The following is a 16,156-nucleotide window of genomic DNA, read 5'->3' on the forward strand; positions in this document are numbered from 1 at the left end:
TGAGGCTTACAGATAGTGCGCAACCACACACGACTTGTGCTCGATGTGGTGCGCGAATTCGTCGCGGAAATGCTTGAGGAAGCCGCGTACCGGCATGGCGGCGGCATCGCCCAGCGCGCAAATGGTGCGGCCCATGATGCTGCCGGCCACGCTGTCGAGCAATTCCAGGTCTTCCTGGCGACCTTCGCCGTGCTCGATACGGTGGACCATGCGGTAGAGCCAGCCGGTGCCTTCGCGGCACGGCGTGCACTGGCCGCAGCTCTCTTCAAAATAGAAGTAGGACAGGCGCAGCAGCGACTTGACCATGCAGCGGGTCTCGTCCATGACGATGACCGCGCCCGAACCCAGCATGGAGCCGGCCTTGGCGATGGAGTCATAGTCCATGGTGCAGTCCATCATCATGTCCGCGGGTAGCACCGGAGCGGACGAGCCGCCGGGGATCACGGCCTTGAGCTTCTTGCCGCCGCGCATGCCGCCGGCCAGCTCCAGCAACGCGGGAAACGGCGTGCCCATCGGGATCTCGTAGTTGCCCGGACGCTCGACGTCGCCCGTGATCGAGAAAAGCTTGGTGCCGCCGTTGTTCGGCTTGCCGGCCTCGAGGTAGGCCTGGCCGCCGTTGCGGATGATCCAGGGCACCGCCGCGAAGGTTTCGGTGTTGTTGATGGTGGTGGGCTTGCCGTACAGGCCGAAGCTCGCCGGGAACGGCGGCTTGAAGCGCGGCTGCCCTTTCTTGCCCTCGAGCGATTCGAGCAGCGCGGTTTCTTCGCCGCAGATATAGGCGCCATAGCCATGGAAGGCGTGCAGCTGGAAATTGAATTCCGAACCCAGGATCCGGTCGCCCAGGAAGCCCGCGGCGCGCGCTTGCTCCAGCGCCTCTTCGAAGCGTTCGTACACCTCGAAGATTTCGCCGTGGATGTAGTTGTAGCCGACGGTGATGCCCATGGCGTATGCCGCGATGGCCATGCCTTCGATCACGATGTGCGGATTGAAGCGCAGGATGTCGCGATCCTTGAACGTACCGGGCTCGCCTTCGTCGGAATTGCAGACCAGGTACTTCTGGCCCGGGAAGGTGCGCGGCATGAAGCTCCACTTCAAGCCGGTCGGGAAACCCGCGCCGCCGCGGCCGCGCAAGGCCGAAGTCTTGACTTCGGCGATCACGTCCTCGGGTTTCATGCCTGTGGTCAGGATCTTGCGCAGGGCCTCGTAGCCGCCGCGCTTGACGTAGTCGGCCAGGCGCCAGTTCTCGCCGTCGACGTCGGCCATGATCTGCGGGTTGATGTGCCGGCTGTGCAGCGCCATCGAGCTGGCCAGATCGGTGCCGTGCGGCGTGGCGTGCAGCCCATGCGAGAGGGATTGATACAGGGCGCTCATGCGGCCTCCCCTTTCTTCAGCGTGTCGACCAGCGCGTCGATCTTTTCGTCAGTCATCTGCACGCACATATGCTTGTTGTTGACCAGCAGCACCGGCGAGTCGCCGCAGGCACCCATGCATTCACCCTCGATCAGGGTGAACTGGCCGTCGGCGGTGGTTTCGCGATAGTCGATTCCCAGCTTGCGCTTGAGATAGTCGCCAGCGCGCTCGCCCGAGCGCAGCGCGCAGGGCAAGTTGGTGCAGACCGAGATCTTGTGCCTGCCCACCGGGGCGACGTTGAACATGTTGTAGAAAGTGGCGACTTCCTGCACGGCGATCGGCTCCACGCCGATGTACTTCGCCACATCTTCGAGGATGTCGGGAGACAGCCAGCCTTTTTCGTCTTGCGCGATGGCAAGCGCGGCCATGATGGCGGACTGCCGCTGGTCGGCCGGGAACTTGGCAAGTTCCCGATCGATTTTCTGGTAGGCCTGTGCGGAAAGCAGCATAGTTGGGAAATCCGGATGGGTGCGGGATCGATGACCGAGTGAAATGAGCTCGAATGCAGCTCAGCGATCGACCTCGCCGAAAACGATGTCCTGCGTGCCGATGATGGTGACCGCATCGGCGATCATGTGGCCGCGGGTCATTTCGTCGAGCGATTGCAGGTGGGCAAAGCCGGGCGCGCGAATCTTCAGGCGATACGGCTTGTTGGCGCCGTCGGAAACCATGTAGATGCCGAACTCGCCCTTGGGGTGCTCGACCGTGGAGAACACTTCGCCCGCAGGCACGTGAAAACCTTCGGTAAAGAGCTTGAAGTGGTGGATCAGCTCTTCCATGTTGGTCTTCATGCCCACACGCTTGGGCGGCGCAACCTTGTGGTTGTCGCTCATCACCGGACCGGGGTTGTTGCGCAGCCATTCCACGCATTGGCGGACGATGCGGTTGCTCTCGCGCATTTCAGCCACGCGAACCAGATAGCGGTCGTAGCAGTCGCCGTTCACGCCGACCGGGATGTCGAAATCCATCAAGTCGTAGACTTCGTAAGGCTGGGTCTTGCGGGTATCCCAGGCAATGCCCGAGCCGCGCAGCATGGGGCCGGTAAAGCCCAGCGCCTTGGCGCGATCGGGGTCGACCACGCCGATACCCACCAGGCGCTGCTTCCAGATGCGGTTGTCGGTGAGCAGCGTTTCGTACTCGTCGACGCAAGCCGGGAAACGGTTGGTGAAGTCTTCGATGAAGTCGAGCAGCGAGCCGGAACGGGCGTGATTGAACGCCTTGAGGTCCTTTTCGCTGCGATGGTATTTGCCGGCCTGGAACTGCGCCATGGTGTCGGGCAGGTCGCGATAGACACCGCCCGGGCGGTAGTAGGCCGCATGCATGCGCGCGCCCGAGACCGCCTCATAGCAGTCCATCAGGTCTTCGCGCTCGCGGAAGGCGTACAGGAACACCGCCATGGCACCCACGTCCAGGGCGTGCGATCCCACCGACATCAGGTGATTCAGTATGCGGGTGATCTCGTCGAACATCACGCGGATGTACTGCGCGCGCAGCGGCACCTCGACGCCCAGCAGCCTTTCGATGGCCATGACGTAGGCGTGCTCGTTGCACATCATCGACACGTAGTCCAGGCGGTCCATGTAGGGCAGCGCCTGCAGGTAGGTCTTGTGCTCGGCCAGCTTTTCGGTGGCGCGGTGCAGCAATCCGATGTGCGGATCGGCGCGCTGGATGACTTCGCCGTCCAGTTCGAGCACCAGGCGCAGCACGCCGTGCGCGGACGGGTGCTGGGGGCCGAAGTTGAGCGTGTAGTTCTTGATTTCTGCCATGTTAGTTCGCCAGTCAGTGCCCGATGCCGTAGGTGTCTTCGCGCACCACGCGCGGCGTGATTTCGCGCGGGTCGATGGTGACGGGCTGGTAGACGACGCGGTGCTGCTCGTCGTCGTAGCGCATTTCCACCGTGCCGGACAGGGGAAAATCCTTGCGGAAGGGATGGCCGATGAAACCGTAGTCGGTCAGGATGCGGCGCAGGTCGGGGTGGCCTTCGAAGACGATGCCGTACAGATCGAAGGCTTCGCGCTCGAACCAGTTGACGCTGGGCCAGCACTCCAAGAGCGAGGCCACCAGGGGGAACTCGTCATCGGGCGCCCAGGTGCGCAGGCGCAGGCGCCAGTTGTGCTCGAAAGACAATAGGTGCACGACCACGGCATAGCGGCCGGGGAAACGGCTGGCGCCCCCCTGTCCTTCGGGCTCGGCGCGCGTGGCATTGCCATAGGTAAGGTAGTCGACGCCGCACAGATCGATGCAGGACTCAAAGCGCAGATCGGCGTCGGTACGCAGGCGGTTGGCCGCCGCGAGCCACTGGTCGGCCGCAACTTCGAGGGTGATTTCGCCGAAAGCTTCGGTCATTGCCGCGTTTTCGCCAAAGGCGGCCTGCAGCTTGGATTTCAGGGTTTCGAGCCTGGTCGTCATGAGTGTTCAGCGCGCAATGGTGTTGGTCAGGCGAATCTTGTTCTGCATTTGCAGCAGTCCGTAGACCAGCGCCTCGGCGGTGGGCGGACAGCCCGGCACGTAGACATCGACTGGCACGATGCGATCGCAGCCGCGGACCACGGAGTACGAATAGTGGTAGTAGCCGCCGCCGTTGGCGCAGGAGCCCATGGATACCACCCAGCGCGGCTCGGGCATCTGGTCGTAGACCTTGCGCAGCGCCGGCGCCATCTTGTTGCACAGCGTGCCGGCCACGATCATCAGATCGGACTGGCGCGGGCTGGGACGGAACACGATGCCGAACTGATCCAGGTCGTAGCGCGCCGCGCCCGCGTGCATCATTTCGACCGCGCAGCAGGCCAGGCCGAAGGTCATGGGCCACATCGAGCCGGTCTTGGCCCAATTGATGAATTTGTCGGCGCTGGTAGTGATGAAGCCTTGCTTGAGAATGCCGTCTATAGCCATGGTAGTTCTCGACTTGGGGTACAGGGATGGGTTGCGCGAGCGATCGGGGCACAGCCCCGGATGCGCCCCTCATTCCCAGTCCAGCGCACCCTTTTTCCATTCGTAGATGAAGCCGACCGTCAATACGGCCAAGAAGACCATGACGGTCCAGAAGCCGACCAGGCCCAGCGAACCCTGGGCAATGGCCCAGGGAAAAAGAAAGGCGATTTCCAGGTCGAACAGAATGAAGAGGATGGCCACCAGGTAGTAGCGCACGTCGAACTTCATCCGGGCATCTTCGAAGGCTTCGAATCCGCACTCGTAGGGGGAAAGCTTTTCCGCGTAGGGACGGTTGGGGCCGATCAGGGAACCCGCCGTAATCAGCGCAAACCCGATTAGGGTTGCCACTAGGATAAACAGCAGGACGGGAAAATACTGTTGCAGGTTCATTGGGCGTCCATCGTCAATGCACAAACCGATACATTGTAGCAGTTGGCCGGTTACGTCCGGCTGACTTGGCTTACATTTTCATACGCCAACGCCGTCATACGCCAACGCCGGAATCGCCTTGCCGCCGGCCAGGATAGCGTTGCGCCACCCGATAGTACATGACGCGTCATGCGCCCCGACGCGCGCGCCCTGGTTCGGAGCGCGATCAGCCCGCGCGCCGAACCTCCCCGAACCCGATCAGCACGGGCATTACCAGCAGTACCAGGGGCAGTTGCACCAGGGCGCCTGCGATGATGGCGATCGCCAGCGGTTGCAGCATCTGGTCCCCGGATCCGCTGACCGCGGCACCGAGCGGCACCAGCGCCAGGATCATCGCGAGCGTGCTCATCAGGATGGGGCGCAGACGATTGAGCGCGGCTTCGCGCAGCGCACGGCGCGGCGCCATGGTCTCGCGCAGTATTTGATATTCCGACACGAGAAAGATCGACATCTCGGTAGCGATGCCGACAATCATGACCATGCCCATCATCGCGGTGATGTTCAGTTCAACCCCGGTAAGCCACAGGCCCACGAATACCGCGCCCGTCGACACCAGCGACATGGCCATGATAACCAAGGGAATGAGCGCGGCGCGGTACAAAAACAGCAGCAGGACAATCTCGGCCGCCACGGCGGCGCCGAAAACCTTGACCATGCCGCGCGCGGCCATCTGCTGCTGCTGGTAGGCGCCGCCGAAAGTGTAGGTGACGCCCGCGGGCACGACCCCGGGCCGGTCCAGCGCGCGCCTGACCGCGGCAATGGTCGAACCCAGATCGTGCGAACCGCGGATCTGGGCGGTAACAGCCACAATCTGCCGCAGATTGTCGCGCGTCAACTGGGGCTGGCCGGAGACGAACCGGATCGTCGCTACAGTTGCGAGGGAAAATATCCGGCCGTCCGGTGCGGCAATCGGCAGACGGCCGAGCTGGTCCCGAAAGGTCGGCTTGTCAGGCGCCTGCAGCCAGAGCCGCACCCCGATATCCTGGGTCGCGCCAAGAAAATGGGTGATGACTTTTCCGTTCAGGTAATGGTAGACCTGATCCCTGACCGATGCGGGCGTCATTGCCTCGAGCGCGGCCGCGGCCGGGTCGACGCGAATCTCCAGGGCATCCCCCGCGGGCACGACGCCATCGTCGACCGAGGCGGGTTCGATACCCGGGACCTTGGCGATCGCGTCGGCCACATGCCTGGCGACTGCGCCCAGTTCGCCGGGGTTCTTTGCGCTGAGCTGGATCACGACAGGCTGGCGGCGCCCCACCATGTCGCCGATCATGTCGTTCATCAGCTGATGCGCATCGAAATTGATACCGGGAACGCGTTGCGTGATGCGGCGGGAAATATCATCCATGATTTTCCAGATGTCGGGCCGCTTCGAGGCGTCCACGAGATGGACGAAAAAGTCCCCTTGATAAGTTTCGGTCAGGTCGCCGCCCAGGCCGCCGCCGGTGCGGCGGGAAAACGTGTCTACGTAAGGATTTTTCTTGAGTATGGCCTCGACCTGCTGCAGTTCCCGGTTGGTCTCGCTTAACGAGGTACCCGGCGCGGTGTTGTAGTCGAGCACGAAACCGCCCTCATCCATCCTGGGCAGAAAGCCGGTGCCAACATGATGGTAGGCACCGTAGCCTGCGCAGGCCAGCACGAGCAGTCCGGGCGCGATCAGCCAGGGCCGGCGGAACAGGCCGTCGAGCAGGCGTGCATGGATGCGGCGCAAACGCGTTTCCTTGCCATGCCCGGGGTCCGACCAGGTCTTGAAATCGATCATCGCGCGGGCCAACAGCGGCGCGACAAATGCCGTCAGCAAGAACGAAATGATGAGCGACGACGCCATGGTTAACGACAGAAATTTGAAGAAGGCGCCCGTAATGCCCGAGAGAAACGCCAAGGGGATGAAAATGATCGTCGTCGCGAGCGTCGAGCCCAGCAAAGGGGAGAGAAATTCGCGGGCGGCATGCAGCACGCCGGCGCTGGCGTCCTCGTGATCCGGCGAGCCGGCGCGTCGCGCGATGTGCTCGACCATCACGATGACATCGTCAATCAGAAGCCCGATGGCCGCGGCGATACCGCCCAGCGTCATGATGTTCAAGGTCATGCCGAACAGCCACAGTATCAGCACGCTGCACAGTACCGACATCGGCACGATGATCATGGCGACCGCGGTCACGCGCCAATTGCGCAGAAAGGCAAAAAGCACCCCGGCCGCAAAGACCAGACCGATGGCGATCGCCTCTTCCAGCGCCGCGATCGACGAGCGCACCAGCTGAGTCTGGTCGTACCACTTGAAAAGATGAATGGATGCCGGCTGGGTCTTCATGAACGAATGCAGGCGGTCGGCCACGATCTTCGCAAGATGAAGCGAATCGGCCCGGTCCTGCTGAAAGACGTCGAACGTGACCGCCGGGTGTCCGTTGTCGTCCACCAACAGCCACTGGGGCTTGGCCCCCATGCTGACCGAGGCGATACGCGACAAGGGCACGATACCGCCCGCGCGGGTGCGCACGGCGACGTCGCGCACGGACTGCACCGAGGCATATCCGTTGTGCGCGACGGCCAGGTACAGCAGGTCGTTGTCCTCGAGACGGCCGATTGCCGCGACGGTATTGGTATCAGACAGCGCCCGGGCGACGTCGTCCAGGGTCAGGCCATACGCCTGCAAGGTATGGGGCGAGACCGATACCTCGACTTCGGGCGTGTCTCCCCCCAGCACCCCGACTCGGCGAATGCCAGAAATACCCGTAAGCATCGGCAGGATCTGCTCGCTCGCAAGTTTTCTGAGATCGGCCATCGAAACCGTTTTCGACAGCAAGGCATAGGACACGAACGGCATGATCGCGTTCGGACTCATCTGAATCGCCCTATAGCGCGTGCCCCGAGGCAGGTCGGCCATTTTTCCCGACAGCGCGGCATCGACGCTGAGCAGGGCCCGGCTCATATCCGCCCCCCACGGAAAATCGACGAATATCTCAGCCGATCCGCGCGACGTTGTAGAGGATACGTCGACCGCGCCGGGTACGGCGCGCGCCGCCGCCTCGAGCGGCTGCGTGACGTCGACCAGCATCTGCCTGGCCGGCATGCTGCCGACGGACACCTCGATGCGGATGCGTGGAAAACTCGTGATCGGGAACAGGCCGACCGGCAGATTGATCGCCGCATAAAGACCCGCCAGGGTAAGCATGGCGGCAACCGCGAGAACGGGCAGACGGTAAAGATGGAGCCAGCGTGCGAACGTCACGGCTGTACCCCGCCTGTTTTTTCGACGCGCAGCGCCATGCCATCGCGCAATTGATAGTTGCCGGAAATCACCACGGGCTGACCGCTTTCGAGGCCGCTGCCCCGAATGACGGTTTGCCCCCCCCGCGAACCGACAATGCGCACGGAAACCTTGCGCGCCTTCAGGCCGTCGGCCTGCATGACATAAGGACTCCCGCGACGATCGACCAGGATGGCGGCATGCGGCACAACATAGCCCCGGATTTCTCCGGCCATGACCTGGGCTTTGGCCGATTGCCCGACAATCAGGCAGCGCGCGGGCAACGCGATCTCGGCGGGCACCAGCCCGGTGGACGGGTCGATCATGGCGCCGCGCTGGGCGACGGCTCCCTTGCACTGACTCTGCGCGCCGATGGCGCGCACGCGCGCGGAGTCGCCATGATGGATCCAGTTTGCATCGGAGGCGTCCACGCCGATCCGAAGCAGGATCTCGCCAGACCTGGCCAGTTCCAGCAATGGCGTTCCGGCCGAAGCCAGCATGCCGGGGGTCGCCTGGACACGCGTCACAACGCCATCGAAGGGCGAACGTATCGTCCGTGCGCCCTGCGCTCCTTCGGCTTGCAGCGCGCTCACGTTGACGCGGGCGTCGGCAACCGCCCTGTCGGCATCGGCCAGTTGCCGATTCGTGGCCAGGTGCTGCGCATACAGTTGTCTGACGCCTGCCGCCATTCGCGTGGCTGCGCGCAGCGCCGACTGCGCCCGCAGGTACATTGAGGTCGTCTGTGGACTTGGGCTGACTTGCAATAGCGGCGCGCCGGCGGAGACTTCCATGCCCGGCCTGGCAAGAACGCTATCGATGATTTCCGGAGTCGGGACGGTGACGCTTCGGCTTGCCGACGCCGGCGGCTGTGCAACGCCATAGCCTACGATGGTGCGCGCAAGACCTCCCCGCCTGAGCGTGGCCAGCGTGACCAGCGCGCTCGGCGTGTCGACGCCCGGCGTGTCGACGCTCGGCGTGTCGACGCCCGGCGTGCCGACGTCGCTCGGACTGGCACAGGCGGTGCCGCAGCCGAGCAATAAGGCCAGCGCCGCGTAGATCATTTGATGTTTCATGATGCATTCTCCATATGGCGCGGCGCAACCCGCGTGGCCGGCAACCCCCATCCCAGTTCGAGAGCCAGCGCGACGCGGACCTCATCGCGGGCGCGCTCGAGCCTGAAAAGATCGAGATTTCGCCGTGTCGCGGCCGAGGTGAACCGAATCAGGGAAAGCCGGTCGAGATCCCGCCGCGCATAGGCTGCGCGCGCAGTCGCGACACGGGCCTGCGCCGCGTTGGCGGCACCTCGCGCCGCGGTGAGCGCAGCGTCAATACGCTGGCTTTGCGCGTAAAGTCCGCGTATGGCGGCAGCTGTCTGGTCAAGTTGCTGGCGATACTGCTCACGGAGCAGCAATCGTGTCGCGCGCGCTTGCGCTATCTGCCCTTGATTGCGGTTGAAGACGGGCAGATCGAACGTGGCCGTCGGGCCGCCCGAGCGAACGGCCGACGTATCCGAACCCCACGATCCTCCCAGAATCAACGCAGGAAACTGACCGAGAATGGCTGCCCGAACGCGCTCGTCGGCCGAACGGTAGCCAAGCCGCAGTCCGATCAGATCGGGACGCCGATGTTGAACGGCAGAGATCCGCGTCCGAGGGCCGCGGGCAGGCATCGGCACATCCGGGCGGGCGATGGCAAAGCGGATATCAGGCTGCAAGCCAAGCAGGCCATCGAGCTTCTGCCAATTTGCGAGCTGTGTTTCTCGCATCGTCTCGAGCGATTGCGCAGCCTGCGCCTGCCTGTCTCGCAGCGAAGACAATAGCGCCAGGTCGGCATCGTTCGCATCGACGGCGCTGCGCACCGCTGCGGCCGCGCTTGCCGTATGCCGCAATCCGGCCTGGGCGGACGCAATGGACCGCGCGCCCCAATAGAGATCGATGGCCAGAAGACGGGCCTTCTGCGCAACTTGCCATTCGCGCCACAGAAGGTCGGCATTGACTTTTTCTGTCTGCGCCCGGGCCGAGGCGACGCGCCTGCGGTACGTGACGAGCGAGGCGATGTCTTCGGTAAGCGATGCGGTAAATGCGCCCGTTGTCCCAGGCCCGCCCAGAAGCGCGGCATAGCCAAGCGCGGCGGACGGGTTGGGCAAGAGCGCGCTTTGTATCAGATTGGCGCGCGCCAGATCCATCCGGGCATGTTCGCCGGCCAATTCAGGCGCATTGAGAATCGCGAGCAGGCCGATCCTGTTCACGTCCAGAGGCTGCTTCAGATTGATTGGTTCCGCGTCCGCGCCTTTCTCCTGCATTACATGGACGATGCCGGACAGGCTGGCAGCCAGCCGCGCATGCTCAGGCAATGGCAAAGCATGGTAGGAGGCGCAGCCCGCGACGGCGAGCAGGCCAAGCAGCGCACCCAGAGCAGGGAATAAATTTCGCATCGAGCATTTCCAGCGCAAGAAACCACACGATTGAACCCGGCATGAGAGAACCCGGGTTATCGGAGCGCGCAATCTTAAAATGCGGACAATAAACCCTGCATTAACAAGCCTGATCTTCACCGCTCCGACGCACCCACCCAGGCCTCCGTTAAGCGGGACTGACGTGGCGAGCCGAACCCCGGACGGCTGCCCAACCAGCGCGGGCAACCCTGGGGGTTGCCGCCCCCCATGTGTGCCGCCGTCTTTGTAACTTTTAGTATTTTTATTACAATCTGACAGATTGCTACGCGCGGCGAAGGGGCAGCGCGATCGCGTGCGGCAAAGCCAAACCCACGTCCTGCCGGTCGAGGACGTTGTGCGCGACGCGCCGACCCGATTCCGGCGCTATCTATGTTGGCGGCGCAGACAGTTCACGCGCCTGGAGCAAATACATGCACCACAATGGGGCCACGATTTAGATTCGACATCGGGGCGGACAGAGATACCGACGATGCGCCCCTTTTTTATCGATCTATCTGCTCCCTCACTTGAAGCCCACTCCGATTGGCGTGAACCGTATGTTGCGGATTTCCAACGCGAAGGGGAAAAACCAGGCCTTTTCAGACGTTATCCATAGCCAGTGGCGCTGAATTTTGTTGGAATAACACTCAACTTCCCTTTGCGGAGTTAGGGGGGCATGCAGGCAGCGTTGCTGCGTTGCTGCTCTTGTCACTCAAATCAACGGAGATTTCTCAATGAAAAAGACTCTGCTCGCTGCCGCCCTGTTCGCCGGCTTTGCTGGCTTCGCTGGCGCGGCCCAAGCGGAAACCCAGGTTACCCTGTACGGCATCCTGGACACGGGTATCGAATTCAACAACGTCAAGTCCAACAATGCCGGCAAGAGCGTCAGCTACTCCACGGCCGGACTGGCTAGCGGCAACTCGTCGGGCAGCCGTTGGGGCATGAAGGGCACGGAAGACCTGGGTGGCGGCACGCAAGCGGTCTTCACGCTCGAAAGCGGCTACTCCATCAGCAACGGCACGTCGGCTCAAGGTGGCCGCCTGTTCGGCCGTCGCGCTTTCCTGGGCCTGCAGAATCCCTCCTGGGGTATGGTTCGTGTCGGCCGCGGCCCCACGATCTCGACCGACATGTTGGAATCGGCTAACAGCGATCCGTTCCAGTGGGGCTTCGGTCCGTTCAACCTGGGCGCCATCGCCACCTCGCTCGACACCTACCGTACCGACAACTCGGTCGGCTACATGAGCCCGGTGTTTTCCGGCTTCCAAGTCGGCGCTGGCTACAGCTTCAACGTCGACAAGGGCAACGGTTACTCCACCGGTACGTCCATGGGCACCAACCGCGAGCCCGGCCTGGACGGCGCGATCACCTACACGAACGGCCCCCTGTTCGCCGGCCTGACCTACAGCCAGACCAACGTCTTCGGCAAGGGCACGATCCGCCAGCTCGTGGCTGACGCGTCGTACAACTTCCAAGTCCTGACCGTGTACGGCGCTTACGTCCGCGGCTGGAACGGCCTGGCTGGTGGCTCCGCTGGCGGCACCACCGACTTCAACGGCTTGGGCAACACCATCTCGTACGCCAACGGCGGCAACACCTACGCCTCGGGCGCGAAGCAAAACGCCTTCATGCTGGGTCTGTCGGTTCCGGTCGGCACGGCTACCAGCCTGTTCGCGACCTACCAGCACCAGACCCTGGGCGGTGCGGGTTCGGACGCCATCCTCAGCACGTCGGCTGCTCGCTCGGCTCAAAACACCTTCGGCGTCGGCGCGACTTACAGCCTGTCCAAGCGTACCAACCTGTTCGCCGTCGTCGGCTATGTCGACGGCTACCAGAACGTCTCCGGCCAGAAGGATACGGCCGGCGTGATCGGTATGCGCCACCAGTTCTGATCTTGCGCAGGGCTCAAGCCCTGTGCCTGAATCCGAAGCATGCAAAACTGCCCCAGCGCAAGCTGGGGCAGTTTTTTTATTCCGCTTTCAGAGGAAAATTCACCGCCACATGCGTCTCAAATCCAGAGCCACGCCCTCCAGGCAAAACAAAGCGGCTTGAAGGATGTACCTTCAAGCCGCTTTACGTTTATTCAAACAAAAATTGGTGCGCCCGGCAGGATTCGAACCCACGACCCCTTGGTTCGTAGCCAAGTACTCTATCCAACTGAGCTACGGGCGCATTTTACTTTTATTGCCACGTGGCTGTTTCAAGCCAATAGCCAAAAAAGCAAAGAAAAAGATTATACCCGCTTTTCAGAAAATCGGCTCAGGCCGCAAAGAATCTCTCTGATGCGGTTTCCCCACAGACAAACGGTGGCGGATTTGTTATAAATATAAGACTCAGTTACTTTATTTGCGCGAAACGCAACGTTAGAGGTATTTCGTCCGCCCCCCTAATTTTGCACGCGTCTCCAGGCGCTGCTCAATGCGGGTAGTCGGTCTCATGAAGAGTCTTTTGCTGTCAAAAAAGAGTCTTTCGCCGCCAAAAAAATGAACGCCCCGCAAATCCAGCAAAATCGCGATACGGAAATCAGAGGCACCGATCCTGGGGATCCCAGGGCCGCCTATGGCATCCTGAACCCCCTGGCAATAAACCGCTACCTGATGCAGTCCGTGAAAAACGGTGATCTGTTCACTGTTAATTTTCGCGGCCAGCAGTTCATCACCTGCCTGCTTGATATCGACTCGCGGGAAGACGCACTCATCTTCGATTCGAGCCAGGTACAGGAAGAGAATGCGGCCTTGATCGCCTCGCCGCGCTGCCGGCTCAAGGGACAAAGCGGCGGCGTGACCGTCGAGTTCGACTTGCCAGGCGTGCGAGCCACCCAATTCGAGGGCCGCTCGGCGCTCAAGTCTGCTTTGCCTTCGGTGCTCTTCTACATACAGCGCCGTCAATTCTTCCGGGTCAACACGCCCGTCATCGATCCTTTTCACTGCTCGGGCAAGATGCTGCTTTCGCACGGCGGCGAGCGTGAGTACGACGTCGAAATACACGACTTGTCGCTAAGTGGCATAGGCCTGCGTTCGGTCGATTCCATCGACGCAGGCACGAGGCTGCCCGATGCCTACATCGACCTTCGCGGCGCCGGCGCCCTGGAAACCGACCTGTGCGTGGCCAACTGCAAGACCATCGAGTTGGCAAACCGCAAGCAGGTCTATCACGTCGGCTGCATTTTCGAAAACCTGTCGCTGCAGCAGGAAATCAAGCTGCAGCGGTATATCCACCAGGTCGAGAAAGAGCTGGCGATGCTCAAGAGCGCGAAAGAGTAGGTTTTTCCTCTCTGGCCTTCGCGCGATGAACGGCGACGACAAGCCCGCAAGAGGCATCCCTACTTTACGCGGCGCATAGGTTGCTTGCTCGAAGAAAGCCGACGCAATCGCCTGGGCAGCCAGTTTCCGCCGCTGCACGACCGCGGGTACCGTATAGCCATCGGGCGACATCGGACTCAGCTCACTCAGCGCTGTCTCATCTGTGTAAAGGGGCGCGCCTGGGCGCTGATGAAGATCGACCAGGCGTTCATCCAGGCCCTGGCGCTGGCCCCTGGCCCCGATATCCACCAAAAGATCGTCCACGCGCCCCCGGCTACGGGCCGGGGGCGCTGGAACTGAAAACAGTGGCCGATGGCACCGAAGATCAGCAATCCCCAGTGCTGCGGCGCGAGTGGGACTGCGATTAGCGGCAGGGCTGCGCGATACATCGTCCCCTGGCGGGAACCGGAATTTTTGCGTTTTCCGCGGGAGCGGGCCGGCATGCATGCCCGCGCGGCTGGGCTGGATGGCGGCGGCCCGCTTAGGCGCGCACGTCCGCCTGCGCACCGCCGCGGGCCCAGGGTTGGCCGGCGAAGCTCTCGATGAGATAGTCGATGAAGCCTTGCACGCGCGCGGGCCGCCTGCGTCCAGGCGGAGTCAGAATATGAAGCACGATGGGATCGACCTGCCAATCTTCCATGACGGCTTGCAGCCTGCCTGCCTGGATATCCTTCCAGACCAGGAACTCCGGCTGCAGCGCCAGTCCCAGCCCGGCCTGCAGTGTATGCTCGAGGGCTTCGGCATTGTTGACCCGCAGCGCCGCCTCGATCGGCTGCGCGAACTCGCCGTGGCGCTCGTGGCGGAATTTCCAGCTCGCGCCATCCTGGGAGTAGGCGTATTGCAAAGCGCGATGCCCGGCCAGTTGGCGCGGATGATCTGGCAGGCCATGGCGTTCGAAATAGGCGGGCGAGCCGACCAGCAGGATGCGCACGCTGCAAAGGCGCCGCGCCAGCAGACTGGAATCGGCCGGGCAGGAAATGCGCAGCGCCAAGTCAAACCGGTTTGCAACCAGATCGACCTGTTCGTCGCTGAACTCGATATCCAGGTTTACATCGGGATGCCTCTTCATGAACGGCGGCAGTGCCGGCGCCAGATGGGACAGCCCGAACGACATCGGCGCTGCGACCCGTACCGGACCCCGCAGGCTGGTAGACCGCTCGGCCAGCGCCGCCTCGGCGGCCTCGCCCTCTTCCAGAAGGCGCGCGGCATGCTTGAGCGCCGCCAGTCCGCTATCGGTCAGGGCCATGCGCCGCGACGTGCGATGAAACAGTGTGATGTTCATCCGCGCTTCCAGTCGCGCGACCGCCTTGGATACGGTGGCCTGGGATAAGGCGAGTTCGGCGGCAGCGCCGGCAAATGTTCCGACTTCGGCAATCTTGGCGAAGATGGCCCACGCCGGCAGGTCAGGCATTTTTTTCATGCGGCTTGTGTAAACGGTTCGGTGCGATCGATTCTACCGATCGAACCTGCGATGGACAACGACGATGCAGCGCGGACCGAGCGGGACGCACCTGCCTGCCTGGCGCCCTGAGCGAGGCTCGCCCCCATCGCAGCAAAAATGGAAAGCATGCTATTGCCGTCCGGTCATTTCTCTGACGCCGTCTAGTCCTTAGACTGCAGGTCGGTCGGCCTCGATGAAGTGGCGAAAGATGTCACGCCAGCGCGGCGCACTCCTGTTCAGAATCCGTAAAGGGAACTCTTTCATGTCCAAGTATCTCGAAGTCCTGACCCCGCAGAATTGCCAGATCATCTTCATCGACCAGCAGCCGCAGATGGCATTCGGCGTGCAGTCCATCGACCGCCAGGTCCTGAAGAACAACGTCGTGGGCCTGGCCAAGGCAGCCAAGGCGTTCGGCATTCCGGCCACCCTCACCACGGTGGAAACCGAGAGCTTCTCCGGCCACACCTACCCGGAACTGCTGGCCGTGTTCCCGCAACACAAAATCCTGGAGCGCAGTTCGATGAACTCCTGGGACGACCAGAATGTGCGCGACGCCCTTGCCGCCCATGGCCGCAAGAAGGTCGTGGTGTCCGGTCTGTGGACCGAAGTGTGCAACACCACCTTTGCCCTGAGCGCCATGCTCGAAGGCGACTACGAGATCTACATGGTGGCCGACGCGTCGGGCGGCACCTCCCTGGATGCGCACAACTACGCCATGCAGCGCATGGTGCAGGCCGGCGCCGTACCCGTGACCTGGCAGCAAGTGCTGCTCGAATGGCAGCGCGACTGGGCGCGCAAGCAGACCTACGACGCCGTCATGGACATCGTCAAGGAACACTCCGGCGCCTATGGCATGGGCGTGGATTATGCCTACACGATGGTTCACGATGCGCCCGAGCGCGTGCGGCACGGCGAACGCGTCGGCCCCAATCCTGCCACCAGGTAGTCCCGCCGGCCGCGCGGCA

14 protein-coding genes and 1 tRNA gene are annotated in these 16,156 nt (G+C 62.6%); 4 read left to right on the forward strand and 11 right to left on the reverse strand.

Going from position 1 to position 16,156, the window contains the following annotated elements; translation table 11 throughout:
* Positions 1-6: 6 nt before the first annotated feature.
* From nuoF to H143_RS0100975, 9 genes are all read right to left on the reverse strand, one after another.
* On the reverse strand, positions 7-1,371 hold the full coding sequence (gene nuoF / locus H143_RS0100925) for an NADH-quinone oxidoreductase subunit NuoF (RefSeq protein ID WP_019936347.1): 1,365 nt from the start codon (positions 1,369-1,371) through the stop codon (positions 7-9).
* Positions 1,368-1,859, reverse strand: a complete 492-nt coding sequence (gene nuoE / locus H143_RS19645; protein ID WP_019936348.1) for an NADH-quinone oxidoreductase subunit NuoE — start codon at positions 1,857-1,859, stop codon at positions 1,368-1,370. Before nuoE ends, nuoF begins: the two co-directional genes overlap by 4 nt.
* Before the next feature lie 60 nt (positions 1,860-1,919).
* On the reverse strand, positions 1,920-3,176 hold the full coding sequence (locus tag H143_RS0100945) for an NADH-quinone oxidoreductase subunit D (protein WP_019936349.1): 1,257 nt from the start codon (positions 3,174-3,176) through the stop codon (positions 1,920-1,922).
* A 13-nt stretch (positions 3,177-3,189) separates the two neighbouring features.
* On the reverse strand, positions 3,190-3,819 hold the full coding sequence (locus H143_RS0100950) for an NADH-quinone oxidoreductase subunit C (RefSeq protein ID WP_019936350.1): 630 nt from the start codon (positions 3,817-3,819) through the stop codon (positions 3,190-3,192).
* Between the two features lie 6 nt (positions 3,820-3,825).
* Positions 3,826-4,302, reverse strand: coding sequence for an NADH-quinone oxidoreductase subunit B family protein (locus H143_RS0100955; RefSeq protein ID WP_019936351.1), 477 nt, complete (start codon positions 4,300-4,302; stop codon positions 3,826-3,828).
* A gap of 69 nt (positions 4,303-4,371) precedes the next feature.
* On the reverse strand, positions 4,372-4,731 hold the full coding sequence (locus tag H143_RS0100960; protein ID WP_019936352.1) for an NADH-quinone oxidoreductase subunit A: 360 nt from the start codon (positions 4,729-4,731) through the stop codon (positions 4,372-4,374).
* Positions 4,732-4,936: 205 nt separating this feature from the next.
* Entirely contained in the window at positions 4,937-7,999 is a 3,063-nt protein-coding gene (locus tag H143_RS0100965; protein ID WP_019936353.1) for an efflux RND transporter permease subunit, read from the reverse strand.
* The gene (locus tag H143_RS0100970; RefSeq protein ID WP_196801269.1) at positions 7,996-9,090 is read right to left on the reverse strand and encodes an efflux RND transporter periplasmic adaptor subunit; all 1,095 of its coding nucleotides are present in this window, start codon (positions 9,088-9,090) and stop codon (positions 7,996-7,998) included. Before H143_RS0100970 ends, H143_RS0100965 begins: the two co-directional genes overlap by 4 nt.
* Positions 9,087-10,658 carry a TolC family protein gene (locus H143_RS0100975; protein WP_155803280.1) on the reverse strand — a complete coding sequence of 524 codons (1,572 nt, stop codon included), beginning with the start codon at positions 10,656-10,658 and terminating at the stop codon, positions 9,087-9,089. Before H143_RS0100975 ends, H143_RS0100970 begins: the two co-directional genes overlap by 4 nt.
* Before the next feature lie 527 nt (positions 10,659-11,185).
* Between H143_RS0100975 and H143_RS0100980 the strand changes: the two genes are divergently transcribed.
* Positions 11,186-12,340 (forward strand): porin, encoded by a 1,155-nt coding sequence (locus H143_RS0100980; RefSeq protein ID WP_019936356.1) that lies wholly within the window; start codon positions 11,186-11,188, stop codon positions 12,338-12,340.
* Between the two features lie 203 nt (positions 12,341-12,543).
* On the opposite strand, the gene H143_RS0100985 is transcribed toward H143_RS0100980, so the two are convergent.
* Positions 12,544-12,620: transfer RNA gene (locus H143_RS0100985), tRNA-Arg, on the reverse strand.
* 311 nt (positions 12,621-12,931) lie between these two features.
* On the opposite strand from H143_RS0100985, the gene H143_RS21480 reads away from it, so the two are divergent.
* Entirely contained in the window at positions 12,932-13,711 is a 780-nt protein-coding gene (locus H143_RS21480) for a flagellar brake protein (protein WP_019936357.1), read from the forward strand.
* An 84-nt stretch (positions 13,712-13,795) separates the two neighbouring features.
* Complete coding sequence (locus H143_RS22300) at positions 13,796-14,050, forward strand: hypothetical protein (RefSeq protein WP_155803282.1); 255 nt, start codon at positions 13,796-13,798, stop codon at positions 14,048-14,050.
* Positions 14,051-14,231: 181 nt separating this feature from the next.
* Here H143_RS22300 and H143_RS0101000 read toward each other — a convergent pair whose 3' ends face one another.
* The gene (locus H143_RS0101000; protein WP_026349606.1) at positions 14,232-15,170 is read right to left on the reverse strand and encodes a LysR family transcriptional regulator; all 939 of its coding nucleotides are present in this window, start codon (positions 15,168-15,170) and stop codon (positions 14,232-14,234) included.
* A 283-nt stretch (positions 15,171-15,453) separates the two neighbouring features.
* Between H143_RS0101000 and H143_RS0101005 the strand changes: the two genes are divergently transcribed.
* Positions 15,454-16,137, forward strand: a complete 684-nt coding sequence (locus H143_RS0101005; protein WP_019936360.1) for a hydrolase — start codon at positions 15,454-15,456, stop codon at positions 16,135-16,137.
* Positions 16,138-16,156 lie beyond the last annotated feature (19 nt).

Source organism: Bordetella sp. FB-8 (assembly GCF_000382185.1).
GTDB lineage: Bacteria > Pseudomonadota > Gammaproteobacteria > Burkholderiales > Burkholderiaceae_B > Bordetella.